The 20,882-nt window shown below is 46.7% G+C and carries 16 protein-coding genes and 1 tRNA gene; 4 read left to right on the top strand and 13 right to left on the bottom strand.

Going from position 1 to position 20,882, the window contains the following annotated elements; all coding sequences use genetic code 11:
* Positions 1-881 precede the first annotated feature (881 nt).
* The 9 genes from AB1656_25665 to AB1656_25625 all read right to left on the bottom strand — a co-directional run bounded on the left by AB1656_25665 (position 882) and on the right by AB1656_25625 (position 9,966).
* On the bottom strand, positions 882-1,121 hold the full coding sequence (locus tag AB1656_25665) for a hypothetical protein (protein ID MEW6238786.1): 240 nt from the start codon (positions 1,119-1,121) through the stop codon (positions 882-884).
* Between the two features lie 490 nt (positions 1,122-1,611).
* Positions 1,612-2,376 (bottom strand): hypothetical protein, encoded by a 765-nt coding sequence (locus tag AB1656_25660; protein ID MEW6238785.1) that lies wholly within the window; start codon positions 2,374-2,376, stop codon positions 1,612-1,614.
* A 46-nt stretch (positions 2,377-2,422) separates the two neighbouring features.
* A complete protein-coding gene (locus AB1656_25655; protein MEW6238784.1) occupies positions 2,423-3,778 on the bottom strand; it encodes a hypothetical protein in 1,356 nt (451 codons plus the stop codon).
* 19 nt (positions 3,779-3,797) lie between these two features.
* Positions 3,798-5,345, bottom strand: coding sequence for a hypothetical protein (locus AB1656_25650; GenBank protein MEW6238783.1), 1,548 nt, complete (start codon positions 5,343-5,345; stop codon positions 3,798-3,800).
* A 414-nt stretch (positions 5,346-5,759) separates the two neighbouring features.
* Positions 5,760-6,419, bottom strand: coding sequence for a methyltransferase domain-containing protein (locus AB1656_25645; protein ID MEW6238782.1), 660 nt, complete (start codon positions 6,417-6,419; stop codon positions 5,760-5,762).
* A 16-nt stretch (positions 6,420-6,435) separates the two neighbouring features.
* Positions 6,436-7,656, bottom strand: a complete 1,221-nt coding sequence (locus tag AB1656_25640; protein MEW6238781.1) for a DUF3419 family protein — start codon at positions 7,654-7,656, stop codon at positions 6,436-6,438.
* Between the two features lie 52 nt (positions 7,657-7,708).
* Positions 7,709-8,725 carry a PHP domain-containing protein gene (locus tag AB1656_25635; protein MEW6238780.1) on the bottom strand — a complete coding sequence of 339 codons (1,017 nt, stop codon included), beginning with the start codon at positions 8,723-8,725 and terminating at the stop codon, positions 7,709-7,711.
* Positions 8,726-9,515: 790 nt separating this feature from the next.
* Positions 9,516-9,597: transfer RNA gene (locus AB1656_25630), tRNA-Leu, on the bottom strand.
* 87 nt (positions 9,598-9,684) lie between these two features.
* Positions 9,685-9,966, bottom strand: coding sequence for a helix-turn-helix transcriptional regulator (locus tag AB1656_25625; protein MEW6238779.1), 282 nt, complete (start codon positions 9,964-9,966; stop codon positions 9,685-9,687).
* Positions 9,967-10,200: 234 nt separating this feature from the next.
* On the opposite strand from AB1656_25625, the gene AB1656_25620 reads away from it, so the two are divergent.
* The 4 genes from AB1656_25620 (at position 10,201) to AB1656_25605 (ending at position 14,897) form a co-directional block, all read left to right on the top strand.
* On the top strand, positions 10,201-11,292 hold the full coding sequence (locus tag AB1656_25620; protein MEW6238778.1) for a PilT/PilU family type 4a pilus ATPase: 1,092 nt from the start codon (positions 10,201-10,203) through the stop codon (positions 11,290-11,292).
* A 91-nt stretch (positions 11,293-11,383) separates the two neighbouring features.
* Positions 11,384-11,884: a hypothetical protein gene (locus tag AB1656_25615; protein MEW6238777.1), complete on the top strand. Its 501-nt coding sequence runs from the start codon at positions 11,384-11,386 to the stop codon at positions 11,882-11,884.
* The gene (locus tag AB1656_25610) at positions 11,881-13,428 is read left to right on the top strand and encodes a hypothetical protein (GenBank protein MEW6238776.1); all 1,548 of its coding nucleotides are present in this window, start codon (positions 11,881-11,883) and stop codon (positions 13,426-13,428) included. Before AB1656_25615 ends, AB1656_25610 begins: the two co-directional genes overlap by 4 nt.
* Positions 13,429-13,517: 89 nt before the next feature.
* Entirely contained in the window at positions 13,518-14,897 is a 1,380-nt protein-coding gene (locus tag AB1656_25605) for a Mur ligase domain-containing protein (protein ID MEW6238775.1), read from the top strand.
* Positions 14,898-15,074: 177 nt separating this feature from the next.
* Here the strand turns inward: AB1656_25605 and AB1656_25600 are convergent, their stop codons facing one another.
* The 4 genes from AB1656_25600 to AB1656_25585 form a co-directional block, all read right to left on the bottom strand.
* Positions 15,075-16,154: a hypothetical protein gene (locus AB1656_25600; protein MEW6238774.1), complete on the bottom strand. Its 1,080-nt coding sequence runs from the start codon at positions 16,152-16,154 to the stop codon at positions 15,075-15,077.
* 269 nt (positions 16,155-16,423) lie between these two features.
* Positions 16,424-17,410, bottom strand: coding sequence for a DUF362 domain-containing protein (locus AB1656_25595; protein ID MEW6238773.1), 987 nt, complete (start codon positions 17,408-17,410; stop codon positions 16,424-16,426).
* A 345-nt stretch (positions 17,411-17,755) separates the two neighbouring features.
* Positions 17,756-19,504, bottom strand: coding sequence for a glycosyltransferase (locus AB1656_25590; GenBank protein MEW6238772.1), 1,749 nt, complete (start codon positions 19,502-19,504; stop codon positions 17,756-17,758).
* On the bottom strand, positions 19,504-20,496 hold the full coding sequence (locus AB1656_25585) for a Crp/Fnr family transcriptional regulator (GenBank protein MEW6238771.1): 993 nt from the start codon (positions 20,494-20,496) through the stop codon (positions 19,504-19,506). Before AB1656_25585 ends, AB1656_25590 begins: the two co-directional genes overlap by 1 nt.
* Between the last annotated feature and the right edge of the window lie 386 nt (positions 20,497-20,882).

Genomic DNA, 20,882 nt, shown 5'->3' with positions numbered 1-20,882 from the left:
TCGCACGCTGAAACGACGCGGATACCATCCGATCCAAACCCTCGTCGCCGCGCTTCGGGAATATATCCGCACCGGCCATTTACCCCCATTCCCTCCCTTTCTCACTTCTGATGGCTGACCTGTTACACGAAATCAAATCATCAAGGCTCATGCGATTAATAAATTCCGTTCTTTCTTGTTCGCCTTGCAATTGCAAATACGCATCGTACTTAGAATTCTCTTCCGCATAGGCGGCAATCGACGATAGGTAAAGAACGATAGAAAAAAGGGCATTGGCTTTCATCGGCGACTGCTCCGTTATAATAATTAAGTCAAAATGACGGTTCACTCTTCAAAATACTTTGATGAAGGCATCATCCGCATATCCTCAAAACAAATTGGACCAGAGAAATAAAGGGATTTAAGGGCAAAAAATATCGGTATCCTTTTTTTGATAACTACTTTTCCTTCCCCTTCAACATAAATGCAATAATTTTCTGATATTTTATGGTTGTAGGTTAATTGATACTCAACTTTTATGTTATTAATGAAATAAGAAATGTTCATGTATACGCAAGGATAGAAATGACAGAATAAGATCGTTCTTTGCCCGGGCTTAATTCTCTCCGCAAAATAACGATATTCATAATCGCTGCCATAATATATTTTTACCTTTGTGAGAGGATGCTCCGAATTATTTATTATAGCTATGACCTGAAAAAAAGCGTATGAATAAAAGAAATAACAAACATGCGCTGCGAATAGAATAAGAAGAAGCGCAAGGATAATCTTGGATTTTAGGGGAATTATGAAATTTCTCATCCTAATTGTTAGGGTGGAGAAATGACATCATCTTCATCCCCATTACGTTGGGAGCAGTAATAGCCATAAGGAGAATGATTTCAATTATTGTTTTTTTCATTTTTCTGACGGATATCATTAGGCGATGTCCTGCCGAGAAACTTGTCCCAAACGCTGCTATCGACGGGCGGGGGCGGTATGTAGCGGAATACTGGATGATTGTCCACATCTTCCAATATGGCGATTTCCAGCGTATTGGAGGTTACATCGCAATAAGTATTATTGTCGTTGTCGTAGAATGTTTTCGTCAAATTGATTTTGTAAATTCCGCTCTGCGTCATGTCGAAGATTCTATTTATCAATATGGCATAACCTGCCGAATTATTTGGTAGTATGAATTCCTTCACATAACTGGAAGAAAGGACGCGATTCTTTAAAAGTATTCCAAGCGTCGCTTCTCCGTAACAAGTAAGCGCAGCTTCCTCATTATTCTCCTTAACTAATGATATTTTCCTATATTCGATTAATGAATCCCGAACTCGGCTAAATCTAATAACATTTTTCGATATATTTGAGTAGGATGCATGAATAATAATCGGCTCGCATGGCAAGTAGTATTTTTTATCGGTAGATAGGATATATTGAATTTTTTGTTTTAGAGATTCATCGAAAGCAGGTTGTTCATACGTTGCCGTCGATAATATTACGTTTACTCTCGACTCTAATTGAATATTCGAGGTTAATTCGGAAACTATTACATTATTGTAATTTTGACCGATGGCAATTTGATTAAATATACTTAAAAGTATTAACAAAGCCATTAAGTTCACTTCAATTATTGTTTTTTTCATTTTTCTGTTGGTCATTATTAGAGGATGGCCTGTTGATATTATTATTCCATGCCTCATCTTCTCTGGACAATTTTGGGCTGTAAAATATGGTTGGAAGCTCGCCGTTCTTGTCAGATACAATAATTTCCAACGTATTTGTCGGCACCTCGCAATAGGTCCCCTTCTCCCTGTCGTAGAAGGTTCTTTTTATGTTGATCTTATAGGTTCCATTTTGGGTCATGTCGAATAAGCGGTTGATTAGTATTTTGAAATGAATGTGTTTTTGCGGTTTCAACGACATTATTACATTACGGAAAACATCGATAATGCCTTTTTTAATATCCCCTAAAACGGATTCTCCATAAATAGTTAACGATATTTCTTCATCTTTATCATTATAAACATATATAAGGTTGTCAACGTAAGGACGGCTGTCATAATAATCGATTGTTTTATCCGATATATTAATATATGTAGCGTCTATTACGATTGGCTCGCAAGGTTCGTAAATCACATTCTCGGAAGTAAGAATACCATGAACTTTATCTCGGATGGATCGGTCTTCTGGACGATCACTTTTCTTTTCTACAAATATCCAGCCATCTTTCGTTGCATTATCGATTATTATTTTTGATGTGGAATTTAATATTTTATATTTTGATAAAATAGGTATGGATAAATCGATTTTTGTATCTTGACTGTATAAATTCAGACTGTTCAGTAGTAAAAACAAGATATAGAATAATTTCAATTTGTATGTATACATATTTGATTCTCCTTTATTAATCTTATGATTTATATTCAATTAAAATCTAGTCATTAATATTTCCACTCCATTGTGGAAAAGGAAAAGCAGAAATATAAGTTGGACTTGATACGTCGCGACTTCCAACATAACCCCAATCGCCGCTATGTATAGACTGAACCGACCAGTTCCAATCAATTTTAGATAATGGAACTGGTATTGAACCACCAATGTTTGATTTAAACATTAACCATGTGCTATAACTATCCGATGCTTGAGATGCCATATAATTTGCTGGAACAATTTTGTTAGGAGTATCTTCAATAAATAATCCTGTACCATAAGGTATGGTTACATCAGATACATTATATTTTTCAAATCTGCTAAAAATGTAATTGTTATCTACATGTTCGCGAAGAGTATGATTGATAACCTGAATCCAGTAAGGAACTCCATTAGTACCATTGGCTGAGTACGAAGCAGTAAATGTTATTCCTATTAAGTTCTGTGAAATATTACCTAAACTAATAATCCATGAATTCTCCAAATAATAACCAGCATAATTATTGATATTAGTAACAACCTGACATGTCGGCCGCTTTACATTAAACGGCGCTCCGCCCCAAAAAGTATGTCCGGCAATTGAGACGTCGCAATAGACATATTTACCATCGCCGCCGTCTACCCAATAATAGCTGACCGTAGGATCGTCCAAATCGCTTCCAGCGATATCGACGACTTGCCCTAAATTAGTGGAATAGGTATAGCTTTTTATTTTGCTTCCCGGAACCGTCCACGCAAAGCCAATCGAATAAATATACACATCATTCGGCGTTATGGAGCAGCCTAAATTGATCAGCGCGCCCGAGTCCACGGTTTGCTGCGTATCCGTTATGACGGAGCCATTGCGGGTGATGTCGACTTTGATGACGTAGCCGCTCATAGAAATGTTACTGCTGCCGGGGATGATATAATCTCCATAAGGGAATTTCGTGCAGGCGTAGCCGTTATGTTTACCCGTAACCGAGAACGCTCCCACGCTCGAATACATGATTCCAATATACGCAGCATTTCTTGTATATTCCTGGCCACCGGAATAATTCCAGGTTGCGTTTTGCAAGTTGCAAAAGCCGCAGCCGTCCGTCGACCAATTCCACGTCGTCCATAATCCGCCTATGTTATTTTGCGGAATCAGCTCGTATGTTATATAATGAGGCGCACTGCGATGACTTAGAAACAAATGATCTCCATTTTCGGAATAAGCGATTACCGTCGAATTTTCCGTAGCATGCATGACGTATCTGTCCGGCGTGTCGCATTCCGGCGGCGGCGGACATGCCTGGATTGTAATGGAATTCCATCCAGAAAGAAACAAAAAAATCGCTGTCAAGAGTGTTTTTATCGTAGATCGCATGGCGAACATAATCAATTCTCCCTCTCCTTTATTGATTTTGCATTCTTTTTTTCATTTCTTCGTTTCGTTGGCGGATCATTTCTTCATGGTCGACTTTACGATTCAATTTCGCCTTATAATCCAGGTAACTTTGATTGTCTCTAATGATCTTGCGGATGCCTTGCTCCATCTCTTTCGATAGTCTCAGGCATTCCCCCATTTCGCCGTTGGCTTTGGGCGGAATTCGGTTATAGACTTCCTGTAAAATTTCCAATGCTTTTTCGTATTGCCCAGACATTCCCGTATATTTTGCCAGCAGGCGGTAAACGTGGGGCAGCATATCGTCGAAGGGTGCGTTTTGGACGATATCTTCCAGTAAGGCTATAGCGCCAAAGACATCCCTCCCGCCGGGATTATTCTTCGAAGCGATATAGACGGCCAGGCTCATCGCCGCGTTGGCGCCCGTAGGCGTAGCGGGGTAGCATTCCTTCATAAGTTCCCGCCAAGCCGCCGCCGCTTCCTCCCACTGAAAACGCCAGGATAAGCCGTGCGCATGTAGTTCCAGTACATGCCAGTACAAATCGCTGGGCATAGTGGCGCGCATTTGCTCGTTGGTCAGAACTTCTTTATTGACGCGCTCGCGGATCGCCGCATCGGAAAAGATGGGCGAGTCTTTCAAATACGCCGTCACTTCGGGAATGATATGCCGCTTGCCGCCGTTGCGGTCGAAGAAGTACGCGATGCGCAGAATACGCCCCAAGACGTGTCCCGCATCGTCGGGATTGCGTTGATAAAAGACTTTCAGCCATTCGCGCGCCGCATCATAATCGCTTCCCGCTTCGAACATCGTCCACGCGATATAGAGAGGCATGGTTTTATAAAATTCTTCGTCTTCCTTTTTATCAGCGAGCAGAGTATCGATGGCTTGCAACGATTTGATCGATTCATCGAACAGGCTGTCCGCCGCCAGACACAAAGCGCGCGTCAGTTCGAGCAGGATAGGTTTTTTGTCGTTGAAGATCAGATAAGGAAACACGTCGCGGACGGCGGAAATGGCGGAATCGTCTTCTTTCGCGAAGAGCAGGACGGTGCGAAAAACGCTCAAATCTTCCTTGCGTTCCCGATAATCGAGATAGTCCGGCTTGCCCACGCAACGGTTGAATTCCTCGATGCAGCGCTCCTTGTTTTTGCCGACCGCCGTCATGCAGTCGAGATAAGTTGGAATCGCTTTCGGCCAATTTTCCGCAATGGCTTGTTCGAAAAGAGTTTTGGCTTCCTGCCACTGGCTGTTGCGACCGGCGAGTTGCGCCTTGTTCAAAACCAATTGGCGATAGAGATTCGAGGATTTCTCTTCATTCTGCAAACGCAAATCGATTTTTTCCACCATGGACGGCAAATCGCCGATAACGTGAGCGTATTTCACTAAATCGCCTAGCGATTTCGTTAAAACGCCTTCGTCTTTTTCGTTGAGAATGGCGCTATTGCCTTTGGCGAGCCGATCGGCGATAGAACCTTTTTCCAGCGCCTCGGAAAAGGCGAAAAAATTCATTCCTGCCAATAAGAATAAAGTTAAAGAAATAAATATTTTTACTCTCATAACGATTCCTCCATATAATATTGTTTACAAATATTTATAATAAATAAATATTTGTCTATACAATATCGGCCTAAATACGTTTATAATTTCTAAATATGGTTTATCGCCGTTATTATGACTATATCGAATTTAGAGAGATTTGTCAAGAGAAAATATAAAAATATTTCAAATAATTAATTACTCATCATTTGCAAATATATAAAGGATAAGGCTATTAGAGAGAGAGAGAGAGAGATTCATAATACATCATATGAAAAAATAATATCTCAATATAGGGGGCGGAAAGGACAAGGGTTTTTCTTCCCTTGATGATTCCCACCGGTTTGCGGGTAAGGCTCAGCTTAGAGGGGCGAGGGAAATTATTGGCATTAATCTAAATGCAGGCTGGAATTAATCCTTCTCCGTTTGCGGGATTCAATTCTGCTTTGTAATAGTAGCCATAAAAGCGTAGCGTTTGTAAAGGTATTCGATTTGCAGCTTCGCCTGTTCGCGGTTGGAAAGGATCGGCAGGAAATTTAACAGTGCGGGATCGCGCCGGACGTGAAACCAAAACAACCAAGCGGCGAGAATCTTGCGAAACCAACGCGGGAGGTCTTGCTGGTCGCAGAAATCGACGATGGCGAGTTTTCCATCCGGTTGCAGTTGTTCGAAGGCCGTTTGCAGCGCTTCTTTCCAAGCGGGGATCATGGAGAGGGAATACGAAAAGAAGATTCCATCGAAGGGGGCGTCCAGATCGAAGGTTTTTTTGGCGTCCAGTTCTTCCGCCAAGCATTGGCGCAATGCGATTCGATCTTCCAGCCCGGCGCGTTTCACCTTCGCTTCCGCCGTGATGAGCATTTCCTTGGAAGCATCCAAACCGTAAAAACGAACCTGAGGATGGCGGCGAGCCATCAAAATCAGGTTGCGGGCCGTTCCGCAGCCGATTTCCAATATTCGTTCTCCAGGCTCGATCCGCATCTGGCGGATCAACCGGTCTCGACCCAACAGGTAGTATTTACGGGTTAAATCGTAGATATACCGTTGAAAACGATAGATGCGATCCATGAGAAGCGCATGGTTGGACGTCGTTTCCATAGCGCGCCTCCGGTTTCTATTGCAGAACGTAAAGATGGAAGCCGCCGTAAATCGCCGACCGGTCTTTTTTGTACAATTCCCGCGATCGAGTTTCTTCGTAAACGAAATGTTTGCGAAGATGGGCCGGCAATGCGGTTTCAATGGGAGATTCGTTCGAGGCCGTGCGGAAAATAACGCGGCTTCCCGGCATTCCCGTCCGGACGACTTCGGTCCATAGTTCGGCGATCGCAGCCGCATCCATCCAATCCTGCGAATCCAGAAAGACGAACCGGTTCAGACATTTGTCCGGCTGTTGGTGAAGATATTCGGTCAACGACGTGTAATTTAGATGGATAGCATCGATGCGTTTTTTAATGGTTTCGTAATTTTCTTCTTTCAGATAGTCGGGAATCGCGATTCGACGATTCACGTCGTATCGGCGGCAGAAGGCCTGCCAGGCAAAATAATTTTCTTCGATCGGAAAATCGCAAGCAAGGCTTTTAATGCGTTTGCGATAAAGACGATTCAACTGGCCGTTGCATTCCTTCTTCATGGAATCGAACTGTTGCGGAGGGATTCCCAAACCGTAAAACAAAAACGGCAGCCGCCCCAAACCTTTCACCAGCCAATGATCGAAAAACGGCGCGAAATGTTTTTCGAAGAACTCTTCCCGTTCCCGAGAGTCCTGGATGGCCAACAATTCTTGCGGATCTTTCGCGAACCGCTTGGAGAGAACATTCGCCAGAAGAATGAAGTTGGCCATCGCGCTGTAGGAATAAACGTTGTTGGCGAAAAAGCGGATGCGGGATTTGCGGAACAGCGATTTCGTTTCCCAATATTGGCGCGTTTCCCGGTCCAGGTGCGGTTGAATGTATTGGTAGTAATTGTTAATGTTGGCCTCTCGGTCGGCGCTTCCGAAAAATTGGAAAAAACGATTGTAGTCGGGAAGGCGCTTCATCGCCGCCAGTTTGAGCCGCGTAAAACAAATATGATTGAAATTCAGATCGACCGCGCGAATGGAATGAGGCCCGGCGACCAGGTAATTCAACAAATTGCAACCGCCGGACGAGATCGCCAGGATTCGGCTGCTCGAATCCAGTTCCATGGCCTCCATATCGACGCGAGGGTCTTCCCAGATTTGGTTGTAGACCAATCCGTCGAACCAATAACTAAAGAGACGCTGTTGCAGGCGGCGAATACTGACCGTGGAGCGATTCTCCACCGCCTCGCGGATTTTAATAGCTGTGTTTACAGGCATGATGGCTATTCCCTATCAAAAATTTAATGGATTATCGATCCGAATATTCTTTCTATGGAGCTGTGTCGAACGTCAAAGAAGGAATATCCAGTATTTTGCCGATTTTTTTTGCGTTCATGTTTTGTTGGAACAAATAAAGAAAAGAGAAGAAACCGGTTTTCACGATCTTGCGCGATAAAGATTCCATGATAGGGAACGAATAGGGATAATTGTCGCTGGTGTTGTTCGCCAGGAAATTGATGGCGCAGTCAAGAATCGTGATCCCGGTGAAGTGCGCCCGGCCCCTCAAAACATTTTCCAAGCGGAATAAGAGCTCGATCCAACCTACGATTTCCGAATTCAAATTCTGCAAATCCAAATCTTGCGGAATGATATACGCGTTTCCTTGGGAGATGTTGGCGAAATATTCGCGAAAAGTATCTCCCTTCGCCAGGGTGTACGACTGCGCGATTCTGCCGATGTGCGTGTCCGTCGAAGCCAGGATTCCTTTCCGTTCCATCATCGCCATCCCTAAGGCAAGAAGGTTTTTCCTGCGGACGCGCTTCATGTTGTATTCGATGACGGGGAAAAGTTCGACGATATCTTTTACGGCCCGGTAATTGGGTCGATCTCCCTGAGAAAACCAAAAAGGATGATTGTATAAATAGGGCAGTTTTTGATCTCGAAGGCAGCCGATGTAAGTTTCGATGTTTTGGTCATGCTGCGCGATGCGAAGCAGTTCGTCGAACTGGTATTTTTTCAAATCGTACACGTTGACGTGAATGGTATGGCCTACCCGTTTCCTGTCCAGAAGGCTCATTTCCACGCCGGTTACGAGATGTTCCCGATCCCAGCCAATGACATCGTACGCCGCCATCGTATCGTGGTCGGTTATCGTTATGTAATCCATGCCAAGATTCAAGGCTTTTCGATAGATGGCTTCGGGTTGAAATTCCTGGGAGGGGAGTACGTCATATGAACAGGTGGAATGAACGTGCAAATCGGCGGCGAGATAACCGTTCTGGATGCATGGCCACCCCTGTTCCGGACGGAGGATTCGTTTGCTTATCGTAGGCATCATTGACATCATGGAAACACAACGCTCCCAAATGAAAATAAAATTGCATGTAATGTATCCTTCGAATATTTGGGTTCATTTCGAGTTCGATTCAAAGTTCGTTAGATTGTTCTCGCCGCAAGATAGGCTGGAATCTACGAGATCAGTCTTGGCAATGGGATGAGAGGTAAAAAAGGGAATTATCTATTTAGCCGTATGAAGAGAAGAAATACGAATTAATTATTTCGCCCATTCAGGGCTTAAGGTTTTTGTTGATCCTGTTCCCAGGCCGTTGGCCTGGGTTATCTTTTTTCGTTATTTCGGAATCCGCGATAACATAACCATTGAAATTGCGCATGAAGTCGACGCCTTCACGAAACATCAAATTTGGCTGAAGGCGACTGCGCGAATGGATGTACTTGTCGCCCGTCCAAAATGGTTTTGTGTGATTGATGGCATTATTCCTGAATAGTATTCCTTCCTTCTGCCGCTCGTGACGGTGGAAGAATTTCCACGATGCCCGGAGAGCCGGGCGATTCTCCTTTAGCAAATCCGCCCAAGACAAGAGGTCTTGGACGGATTTTGTTTTGACCGTTGCGCGGCGGGCGGATTTTAGTCCAGGCGATAAGAAGCGGCGCGGATGAAGAAAATTACTTCCAAAGAAAAAAGAATGCTTTTGGGGCAAAGACGGCGGTTTTATTAAAAAATCCCCACTATGTCTTTTTCTTGGTATCTTGAGGGGTGCATGCTGGGGTAAATGGTAATTTTTTATCTTCGAATCGGACTGCTATTTTTTGCTATAACTTATTGATTTTATGGAGTTTGCGAGGAGGGGGACTCGAACCCCCATGCCTTTCGGCGCTAGATCCTAAGTCTAGTGCGTCTGCCAATTCCGCCATCCTCGCGCTTGGAGAGTATTCTATTCTGTTTCTTCTCCCTATCAACCTCTTCTTTTCCTGCGGGCGCCCGCAGCCATATGGCATGGATTGCTATCAAAGAAAAATTTTATCTCCAACGTTCAACGCTTTGGCGAATATTCGAGCGTTCCTCATGCCGATCGGCCGTTTGCCGTTTTCCATTTCGGAGATATGCCTTTGCGGGATTCCGGTTTTTTCCGATAAAGCCGACTGAGTGATTCCCTTTTTCTCGCGCGCTCCGCGAAGACAAATCCCCGGCAATGTCTCCTCATCGACATCGGAAAAAGCTTCTCGCCAAGGAATCGATTCTCGATCTGTTCCGATAGGAGAAGACGCCTTAAAACCAAATGGCTTCACAGCGCGCAGGACTTTGTCGATATTCTCCTTCGGTCCCTCAAATTGCAGAATCGCAAGAGACGAAGGGCGCGTTTAAGAAATTTCAATAGGGAGCTTTTTCATGCGTTCCGACATAAATCACCTCAATCATTCTTGCGTTCCAGTTTTCTACCCCAGCGTATCGCCCGCTTGGATGACTTCGCGTTAAATCCGATATATCATAACTCATAAACGCCGCCAGGAGAGAATAACGCTATGCAAATTCATGAACTATTAGGGATCATGCGCGAGAAGAACGCTTCGGATTTATATTTGAAAGTTGGAATCCCTCCCGCCTTCCGCGTCAATGGACTCGTCGGCCGAATCGAAGCGGAATTGGTTGCGGACAGCGATATGGAAGCCGCCGCCAAGCAAATTTTGACCGAGCATCAATGGCGGATCTTCTGCGAGCGTCCCGACCTCGATTTCGCCTACTCGCCCGATTCCAGTTCCCGCTTCCGCATCAACCTGTTCCGGCAGCAAGGACATATCGGACTAGTAGCGCGCCTCATCAAAGATGCCGACCTTACTTTCGCGCATTTGCATCTGCCGTTGGCGATCCAACAGCTGGCCGAGTTGCCGCGCGGCCTCGTCATCATCACCGGCGCGACGGGCAGCGGCAAGTCGACGACGCTGGCGGCGATGATCCATCATATCAACGCCAATTTCTCCCGCCACATCATGACGATCGAAGACCCCATCGAATTCATCCACACCGACAAGCAATCTATCGTCAATCAGCGGGAAGTGGGATACGACACGTTGGATTTCAAGGATGCCCTGCGTCAAGTAGTGCGCCAAAGCCCCGACGTCATCCTTATCGGCGAAATGCGAGATATGGATACGATGATGACCGCCGTATCCGCCGCCGAAACCGGCCATCTGGTGCTCACGACGCTGCACACCGTTGACGTATCCCACACCCTGGACCGCATCATCAACTATTTTCCCGACTATCTGCGCGCCCAGGTGCGGCATGAACTTTCTATCTCACTTTGCGGCGTCGTCTCCATGCGGCTTTTGCGCCGCAAGGATGGAACGGGGCGCATCCCGGCGCTGGAAATTCTGCGCAGCACGCCCAGCGTGAAAAAAGGGCTGATGGAAGGCGAATTTTGGAAACTGAAAGAACTGATGCAAAAAGGCCAGGATTTAGGGATGATGACCTTCAACCAATCCCTATTGAATCTTTACAAGCAGGAAATCATAACGATGGAGGAAGCGTTGTTCGCCTCCTCCAATCCCGACGAATTCAAATTGAACGCGCAAGGCATGTATACGGGGACGGATTCGATCTTGCATCGGCGCTAAGCGTAAACGGGGGAAAATGGAATCCATCGTTAGCGTTGACGCTTTGCGTATAGACTTTGAACGCTCTACTCTCTGAAAGGAGTATCGGATTATGCCGAAGTCGCCTCACATCTTGCTGGCAACGGGTAACTGTCAGAAGGTCAGGTCTAATCTCACATACATATTAGATTCGGCGGCAATCTCTGCAATTGATACAGAGATTGCTAACAACGTCCAAGGACTTTTCAATCTAGGTATGGATCACTATAACTTCGCTTGCAGCATCCCCCAAAAAGAATGGCGCCAGCGCATCTCGCGCCTTTATTACGGCGCCTACAATATTGCGCGATCCATCAAGCTGGCTCATGAAGGATACTATTCAACAGAAACCAGCGAACATAAGAAAATCACAGAATTGCCTGTCGACTTGCCCAATTGCCCTCTTTATAAGAATAATCTTAGCAATTTAAGAGACGACAGAAATCTCGCCGATTACGATCATACTGTGATTGTGAACGATCTAGTCCTTACGCCAAACGAGGCGATGGAGTTAGTAACCCAGTTTATTGCGGATGCCAAAACCTTCCTTGCTGGAAAGGGGATAAAAATATGAATACGCAGGAGATGAAGCCAGTTTTATCTAGTAATCACAGCATTCTTTTACAGGCGTTTCAAAAAAAGTCCGGTTTATCGGATCTCAACTACGAATTACGCGAACGTCCCGACGGAGATATACTGATAATCCAACTTGCAAACCCGACCAATCGTTTCTTTAGCATCCTTGAAAATATAATCTCGGAATCATTCCCTAACTATTCATCTCCCCCGAAAGCGACGCTTAAAAAGCGACCCTCCAAAGACTTGCTAAGAGGGCCGGAAGTGAAATTATTTGCTCGTACGCTTTCTGAAAGCCTTACAATTCGTCGGGATAGTTTTGGAGCCGATTTTTTTTCGCGCTATATCCATTCCGTCAGCGGTGCTGAGAATATGATTACTTCAGCAGCCAGTCACTTCGTTTTAGGGCGCAGAGGCTCCGGAAAATCAACTCTTCTTCTTTACGCTTTACATTTGCGAGAAAAAGAAAACCTGCCTTCCGCTTGGGTAGACATGCAAGCGTACTCTCAACGTAATGATACAAATGTTATCGTCGATATCATTGCAACTATCCTTGAGCAAGCGTCCAAATTCGCGGCCCAAGAAGCAATTGCAAATGATTTGCTTTCACGATTTCGTTTGCTTGCCCAGTCTTCGGCAGAATCATCCGAGAAGGAAATAAAGAATTTGCTTCCTAACACTAAAAGACTAATGAATATAATTCTAAACTCATCGAACGATTTTGTGATATTCCTAGACGACTTTCATGTAATTGACATTAATCTGCAACCCAAGTTGCTTCATTTTCTTTACTCCTTCTCTAAAGGCGCTCGCGTTTATATTAAGTTATCCGCCATAGAGACTTTTACGAAGTTCTGGGACGCTGCGACTCGAACCGGTATGGAGTCTCCCCATGACGCCCAACAAATCAAATTAGATTATAACCTCACTATTGCGGATAAAGCTTGCGATCATATCTGTAAAATACTTGATGCTCATGCAGCCTATTGCGGTTTGCCCTCGGCGCGCAGTCTATGCAGTTCGAATGATGTTTTGAATCGTCTAGTTTGGGTTGCGGCCGGCGTGCCTCGCGATGCGCTGAATATCTTCTCACAAGCAATTTCAAAAGCCACTGTCCGAAATCAATCCCGCATTACCGTTACAAATATAAATACAGCGGCCTCCGATTTAATAAATGATAAACTTCGATATATTGAACTCGATTCATCGGGCGCGCTTTCAAAAACCAACCAGATCCTCAGTCAAATTCGTGATTTCTGTATTAAACGGAAAAAGAAGAACGCTTTTTTAGTTGAGATCAAGAATACCGATCCAGTTTATAAGGGCATCCTGCAATTAATCGATTTGCGACTCCTCCACATTGTCCATGAAGGTTTTGTCAAAGAAGAGGCCGGAAAGAGGCATATGGCTTTGATTCTTGATTATGGATTCTATATTGGAATGCGCGCGGCGAAAAATATAGATTTATTCAATAATCAGACCGGCGCTCCTCGCTATAAGGACTTAAGAAAACTGCCGGTGTTCTCTGGTGAATGCAAATAACCGTTTACTCGACTTTAATGTTGAAGCAACGCTATTGGGCTATAGATTTTCATCACGCAATATTTTAAAAGTATTATTGAATCTCTAATATGGAATCCATCCATCTCATCGGAATCGCGGGCAGCGGCATGTTGCCACTCGCCGAATTGGCGCTTAAGCGGGGAATGCGCGCAACCGGCTCCGACCGGCTGGTTCGCGATCCCGGCAATTTGGAATCCCTGTCGCCTCCCATCCGCTTGCGTTTGCAACGGCTTATGGATTTGGGCGCGCAAATTTTTCCTCAAGATGGAAGCGGCGTTACCCGCGAGACGGTTCGCGCCGTCTATTCTACAGCTATAGAAAAGGACAATCCCGACCGCTTGAAAGCCGAATCGTTCGGCGTTCCTCTTTTGCATCGTTCCGAGGAACTCAAGAACCAAATCGCCGGGCATCGTCTTCTCGCCGTGGCGGGAACTAGCGGTAAATCGACAACTACGGCTATGTGCGCTTGGTTGTTGCAGGCGATCGGCGAGCTCGGCTGCTTCGTGGGCGGCTCGGATATCCTCGACGCTTCAGACAGTATGACGGGATGGTCTCAGGTCTACGTCTCTCAAGGCCAATGGGCTTGCGTCGAACTGGACGAGAGCGACAAATCCCTGCTGCGTTTCGCGCCGGAAACTGCTCTCATTCTCAATATCGCCCGCGATCATCATTCTTTGGAAGAAAATTTGGATATCTTCTATGAATTTTCCCGCAACGTCCAAGCGATCCTTCTGCTTAATGAAAGCGATAGCAGCTGCCGCGCCTTGGCGGATCGTTTAGGAAGCGATGCGCGCATCCATTGGTTTGCGCCACCCGCTCCGCAAGCGGTTTTTCATTTGCCGGACGGCGTAGGATTTCTCTTCGAGGGCGAGCGATTCGAAACGCCGCATATTGGCCGCCACAATGCCGCCAATCTATTAGCTGCGCTGGCGGCGGTTCGGCTAACGGCGCCTTCCGCTTCTCTCCGTACTCTCCAGGAAGCAGCGAAAACTTTCCCCGGCATCCGCCGCCGGTTGCAGCGCTACGGTTGCGGCCTCGTCGCCGTCTTCGACGATTACGCCCACAATCCTGACAAGATCGCGGCGCTGCTGGAAGCGCTGCAACTGCGCTATCCCCGCCTTCATCTCGTCTTCCAACCGCACGGCTACCAGCCGTTGCGTTTCCATCTCGACGGCTTCGCCCAAACGTTAACGGCGGGCTTGCGTCCGGAAGACTATCTCTATCTCCTGCCAGTCTATGACGCAGGCGGCACGACGAATCGAAGCATCTCCTCCAAAGATTTAGCGGACAAAATCCCCCCGCCAAACGTTCATCTACCCGCCAGCCGCGAAGAAGCCTTGAACATGCTGCAACAACGCGTTCGATCGGGCGACGCCGTCGCCGTCGCGGGGGCTAGGGATGACGCTCTCGCCGAATTCGCTCAACGCATCGCGGAGCGATTTTCTTGAAATGGAAGCGAATGGCTGAATCATGATATCCAGGATGCAAGGATGACGAGGATTTTTAAAAATTAGATTCTTACGACAAAATTCTGGCTTTGCGATGTAAAATGAAATAAAATAGCCTTACCTAAGAAACTTTGCGCTGCTCATTAATAATGCTCATTGGAGTTAGAAAGGTATATTTCAACTTTTGGGTTTAATGACATTCTTCATTTTTTCTTCCAGAGAGATGACGGAATCCTTCTTTCCTTCAATATAATAGATTCCATTCACGCGATCCTCTACTTTCGATCCATTGACAATATAGGTTGAGGGATCGAAATAATTGTCGGCGAAATTCATTTCTGGAGTAAACTCATGGTAGGTATAAAGGATGTAAGTTGACGCCTTTTCTCTTAGATTGTCGTTGACGTCTTTGACCAATCCTTCTTCATTGAATTGAAAATCTTCGATTGACTGTATTATAGAGTTGTCAGAATAATGATAAAGCCTGCAAATATATAGGCTGCCATCATTGTAGTATCTAGATATCGAATAAATTTTTTCTGGATTGTTCGATGACAAAGTAAGGCTAATCATAACGCAGTTGGGCAGAATCGGATTCGCGCATTGAATCGTAAATTGTTCTCCATCCTGCGACGTTGAGGTGTGAAAAAGTTCTTCCGCTTTCCCATTTAGATTTTCGATCATTTTATTAATGTTGAATGGCGCGCGATCGAAGAAAGGATCGGAAAGTACGCGCAATAAAGAATAATCGTTATCTTCGTAAGTTATATTATCTTTCCGCGGATCGATGACCCAATACGGCATAACCTTATCCTCATCCTCATAGACTACGCAGGCGCCGTTAACGTTCGCATCGCGAAAACCAATCGAACGATGCGAAGTAGTAAATGAATTGTCGGGATTGTTTATGTCTTCCAACCTGATGGAACGAGCATTGCGAACTACTTTTGAAACGGTGGTATGATACCGATTGCCGCTAGCGAATTCTTCCAAAATTTCGGCGTCTTTACGAAGCATTGGCATTGTCATGCCCGACATGGTAAAAAATCGGTTCCACCCCGGCTGATCGAAATGCTGATTTACAAAAGATAATTCTCCTTGAATGCGCAGTCCGGAATTCATTTTTTGTTCTACAACCGTTTTCCCTTCCTCCAATACTTTGTTTACAATATCGAGTTCCGAACCGAATAAGGATAACGGACTTAAAAAAAGCGAAAGCAAAAACACTGCACATAATCGAAAGTAGGTTTTTTTCATTGACGACGCTCCCTTTCTTATAAAAACATATAATCGATTGAATAAACAAATCGATCCTGCATTTGAACGATCTTGTTTCTTTTTGCCTCTATTAAGCGATTATCGATGCGCTTATAGAATTAACAAAAAAAAATGAATATGGTTAATTGTTTCTGAAAACCAGTGAAGCGATGGCAGCGATAATGCGCATTTAGCGCAACAACAATATGAACTGAGCCGCAGACGTTCGGCTCTGCGGCTCGATCATGGGGATATTTGTAGAATATTCCTCACCCCTCCATCCGTTGGAGATCGATCTTCGATTTCTCGTTAGCGCCCAAACCGGCTTTCGCCGCTAGCGCTATATAATTGGTGGAAAGACCTCTTTCGGCGAGGGAGGGCAGGCCTTTGGCTTTGCGCGCCGATTCGATGCGTTCGGTTCCCATGGCGTCTATGGCTACGCAATCCGTGGCGATGAAGATCGACTCGTACTTCTCGACGCCGCTGGCTTTGTATCTCGGTCCGCCGTCGCAACAGCCTAATAGCGCGTCCATCACTACCAGGCGATGTTTAGCGCGCACTACAGGCAGCGCGTTGATTTGCGCGATGCAGGGATGGCATTTCCCGCCGTGAAAGGCGTCGGGATTGTCCGTTACGCCGTGGGAAATATTCTTCAGAGAAAGGGTCGTTCCCGCAATGGGATGGTCTTTCATGATGGGAAGATTGACGAGCGCCGTAATCTGTTCCGTCAGGATTTTGGATAAATGGGTGGAACCGGCTTCGATTTGCGTTGCGTTCTGGTCGTGGCCGATTTCGGGATTTTCGGAGGCGTATACTCTCACGCCGGTCTTGCCTACATTTTCCGCGAAACCGGTGGCGGTAACGAACGAGGTGCGGTTATCCCACACGATGATGTTATTTTCTTTGACGCCCGCGTCCAACAGCCCTTGAATGACGGCCTGGATCAATTCCTTTTTAGTGCACATCAAAGCGCCGCCCAAGCCGTTGACCTTCAATCCAACCACATCATCTTTGGAGACGAATTTCGCCCATTGATCGCGGCGGGATTTCTCGCCCGTGAATTCTCTCATGCCCTTGTCCAGCATCTCCTGCGTTCCCGCCGCATCGGGACGGTTGTTCTCTTGCAGGATGCCAGGACGATGAATTTCGACGATCCGGCTCTTCTCTTCGGCGGCCCAAGAAACCAGGGACGCGGCCCCGGCGGCCAAAGGCAAGGCTTGGATGAATCTCCGGCGATCGATAGAACTGTTGGTCATATTCGTAATTCCTTTCCTATGCGCCGCATGATGTTATCCGGCGGTTCGAGGCTGACAATATTGGAGTAGTATAGCCGCAATTAAAAGGCGGCGGAATTTTTTTCATTTGCGCATAGGAATCTTGTTCCTTTGCCCTCTAAATTACTCAAGGGCAGAAAAAACCTTGCACTTGGCGCCCCAAAAAGGGGGAATTATTTTTATTCTCTCAACATGAGCCTCATGCAAAATTCTTTTATTCCTCCCCCAAGCTTGGGGGAGGTTAGGAGGGGTTGACGTAAGTCCATTAAAATCAACCCCCCTCTAACTCCCCCCAATCTTGGGGGGAGAATTTTAAGACGGATTTCATTAATTTTGCAAGAGCCTCAACATACTTAACAATTCCTTGATGCGATGCCGGTAGGTATGATTGGCGAGAACAGTCTGTTTTCCCTGCTCGCCAATATCCCGCCGCAACTCTTTGCGGGGCGAATAAAACTCGATCTTCTCCCGCAATTCCTGTGGCGTGTGGAAAACGTCGAGGTCGCGTCCGATGACGAATTGTTCTTCCAGTACGGGCCGATATTCCGCTAAGAGAAAGCCACCGCATGCCAAAACGTCGTAAATGCGAATGGGAACGCCGTCGACGATTTGCGGATGGTTGATATGAAGATTGATGGCGGAAGCGGCGTAAACCAGCGGCGTTTCGCAATCGTATTTCAACGAGCGTCCGGCGTAAGCTTGTGTTAGTCCGCCCGTATAACGGGCTTGTCCCCAAAGCGCGTCGCCGTAAATCGCCAATCCGTAAGGTTGGGCGGCGGCCAGAAAGGCGAAACGGATTTCCGCCGCCGCGATTTGATAAATCAGCCATGGAAAAATGGGATCGTTTTCGTCGAAAAAGGGGCGCGTCTCTTCCCGTAGCTGCGCTTGCATTGAGTCGGCGGATTCGCCTAACGATTGGGCGACGGCGGCGCGGATCACTTGAATCAATCGGGCGGAAAAGCCGGGACTCTGCATTAAATACGGCAGCGACAAGCGCAGGCCGGTAGCGCCGACATAAGCGACGGGCGGAGTATTCGGCGGCGGGTCCAGCGGGGGTGCGAATTGGTCGAAGGCCGTCGCGGGCGATAGGGTTTGCGCCCGATCGCCGAAAAGGGGACGCAGAATTTCCAAGTGAGACGAATCGAAAGCCAGCGCCAGGTCGTAATCCTCGGCGATAGATTCGCAGCGGATATTAGGCGTATCGTAAAACCAAACCACGCGCCGAACGCCCGCCTCCCCCATCGACCGCATCTCTTTGGAAGAAAAAAAACTTCCGTAAAAACCCAATACAACATTGGGAACGCATCCGCACGTTTCTCGCCAGGCGTTTTTCCCTTTCAAGAGATGCGCCAGCGCCGGCGAACGTTCGGCGCGCATGGCCCGCAACCCATTGGCTTCCGCCCCGCGCAAGACGGCGGGATGAATGTCCGGTATAGCGTTGGAGATCAGAGCGAAGACGTTTGTATCTTTCGACTCGTCCAAAGGCTCACGAGAAGATGGCGATTGCAGTTGTTCCTGAATCTGCAAGAATTGTTTTTCTTCATCAAGATTTAAAGACGAGCCGGAGAGAAACAAAACCGGCGGCTCGAATAAGGATGGATGGCGGCGGCGCAGCGATAAAAGATGGGATGCCGGATCGTCGCCGATCAACAAATAAACCGGCGTCTCGCCGAACAGGGATCGCATATCCCAGCGGTTGATCCATTCCCAAAACAATTCCCAGCGCGTTTCGCAGACGATCAATCGCCGCCTTGGATTCGATTGCAAAAGCGCCCGTGAAAGATAACCCATTCCCGCTTGCCATAGAACCGCGAGTCCGCAAGGGGACGCCTCCAAATCGCGCGCTCTCTTCTCCGCTTCGTCGCGGGGGTCGGCGGGGCCGTGAATCCAACCATGACTTGAAGGCTGCGCCCAACGGCATAAGACGATTTCATTGGGGGAGGGAAGAAATTCAAAACGCGGCGGCGTTTGCTGCTCGCGCCGTTCTTTCAACAGCCTTTCTATCCGCTGCAGAAGCGCAGGATCGATCTCTTGCAGCAAGCGGATATTGCGTTCGGCGATCGATTTTTCGTTCATCAGGAAACAGGCCGGAATAGAACGGCTTTCATGGTTTGGAAGGCTTCGATCTCTTGCTTCGGTTTAGGATACGCTTCGATTTTATCGAAGTAAATTCGAAGCGTTTCCGGCGAGGAGATTTCGAAAGCGATGGCGCCGCTCTCCGTCAGGCATTGCAACATCTCTTCGGCGCGCTGCATTTGCATGGCGGGACTCAACGTCTTCCATAGATCTGAGGAAGCGAGCAATTCCACTATTCCCTTGCGCGGCAAATCCACCCACTTCATCTCCTCACCAACTGGACGGCAGTATTGGGTTAGAACTTGCAGAGCCTGATATTGCTTGGAGGGAGTGGGTTGGGGAAAATCCTGTTCGATAAATTCCTCGTTGCAATGCAGCAGGAAGGAGCGCAGCATCGCCTGGTCCACGAATTCGATTTGCTCGCCGTTAGTTCGGACGGCGCCGGTTTTTTCCAAGCGTTCAAGAACCAAGCCGATCCGTTGCAGGGGTATATCCGTCAACGCTTTAATGTTGTCGAAAAAGGATATGAATAAATCTTGCGGCGCTTTCTTCACTTCGGCGCAAAGGCAGAGAATCGCGCCGATCCGCCGCCAGCATTCCGGAGATTGCAGATCGATGTTTTTGTGGGCGGCGTAATGGGCCGTGCGCAACTTGCGGCATAACAGTTTCAAAACCACTTCTGCAATTTTGGGATGATGGCGGATGAGGGCGTGGATGCGCGACTTGTCCAAGACCAGCAGCGTGGAATCCTCCGCCGCGATGACCGTCGCCGAACGCGGTTCGTCATCGAGAATGGCGAGTTCGCCTACGATATCATTGACGCCGATTTCCGCGACAATCTCCTTCTTGCCGCCGAAATCTCTTTCGACCAGCAGCCGCCCCTCCAGCACGAAATAAGCGCATTTTCCGGTTTCTCCCTCGCGCATCAAAACCGCGCCCTTGCCGACGCGAAACACTTCGCGCCCTATTCCATGAACTCGTTGCGGACTCATCTCTATTTCCTCGATAATCGATTCTCTTGCGATGCGACAGCGATATTTTTTCGATTATATATTGTCTTAGATATTTTTCCTATCATACTTGTGGAAATAGACGCAAGTATTCATCGTGAAAACGCAGATTTGTTCATTCATGTTATTCACGATAAAAAACAATGCGATTAATGGCGATCGTCGTTTGAATCATGAAAACGCGAAATGAAAATGAAAAACACGAAAAAAAGAATATTTAAACGGTTAATACAAGGGATCATTCCATGAATCGGATATTTCCGTGGAATCCAAAAGAATCCGTGATATTCATGCTATCCGTGATTCGAAAATTTCGTGGAATTCGCGCCTTTTCATGGTTTCGTGATTCAATAACGGAACATAAATAA

This window comes from Candidatus Omnitrophota bacterium (genome assembly GCA_040755155.1).
Taxonomy (GTDB): Bacteria; Hinthialibacterota; Hinthialibacteria; order Hinthialibacterales; family Hinthialibacteraceae; genus JBFMBP01.
Note: the sequence above shows the minus strand (reverse complement) of the source record. Positions and strands in the feature narration are given on the sequence as shown.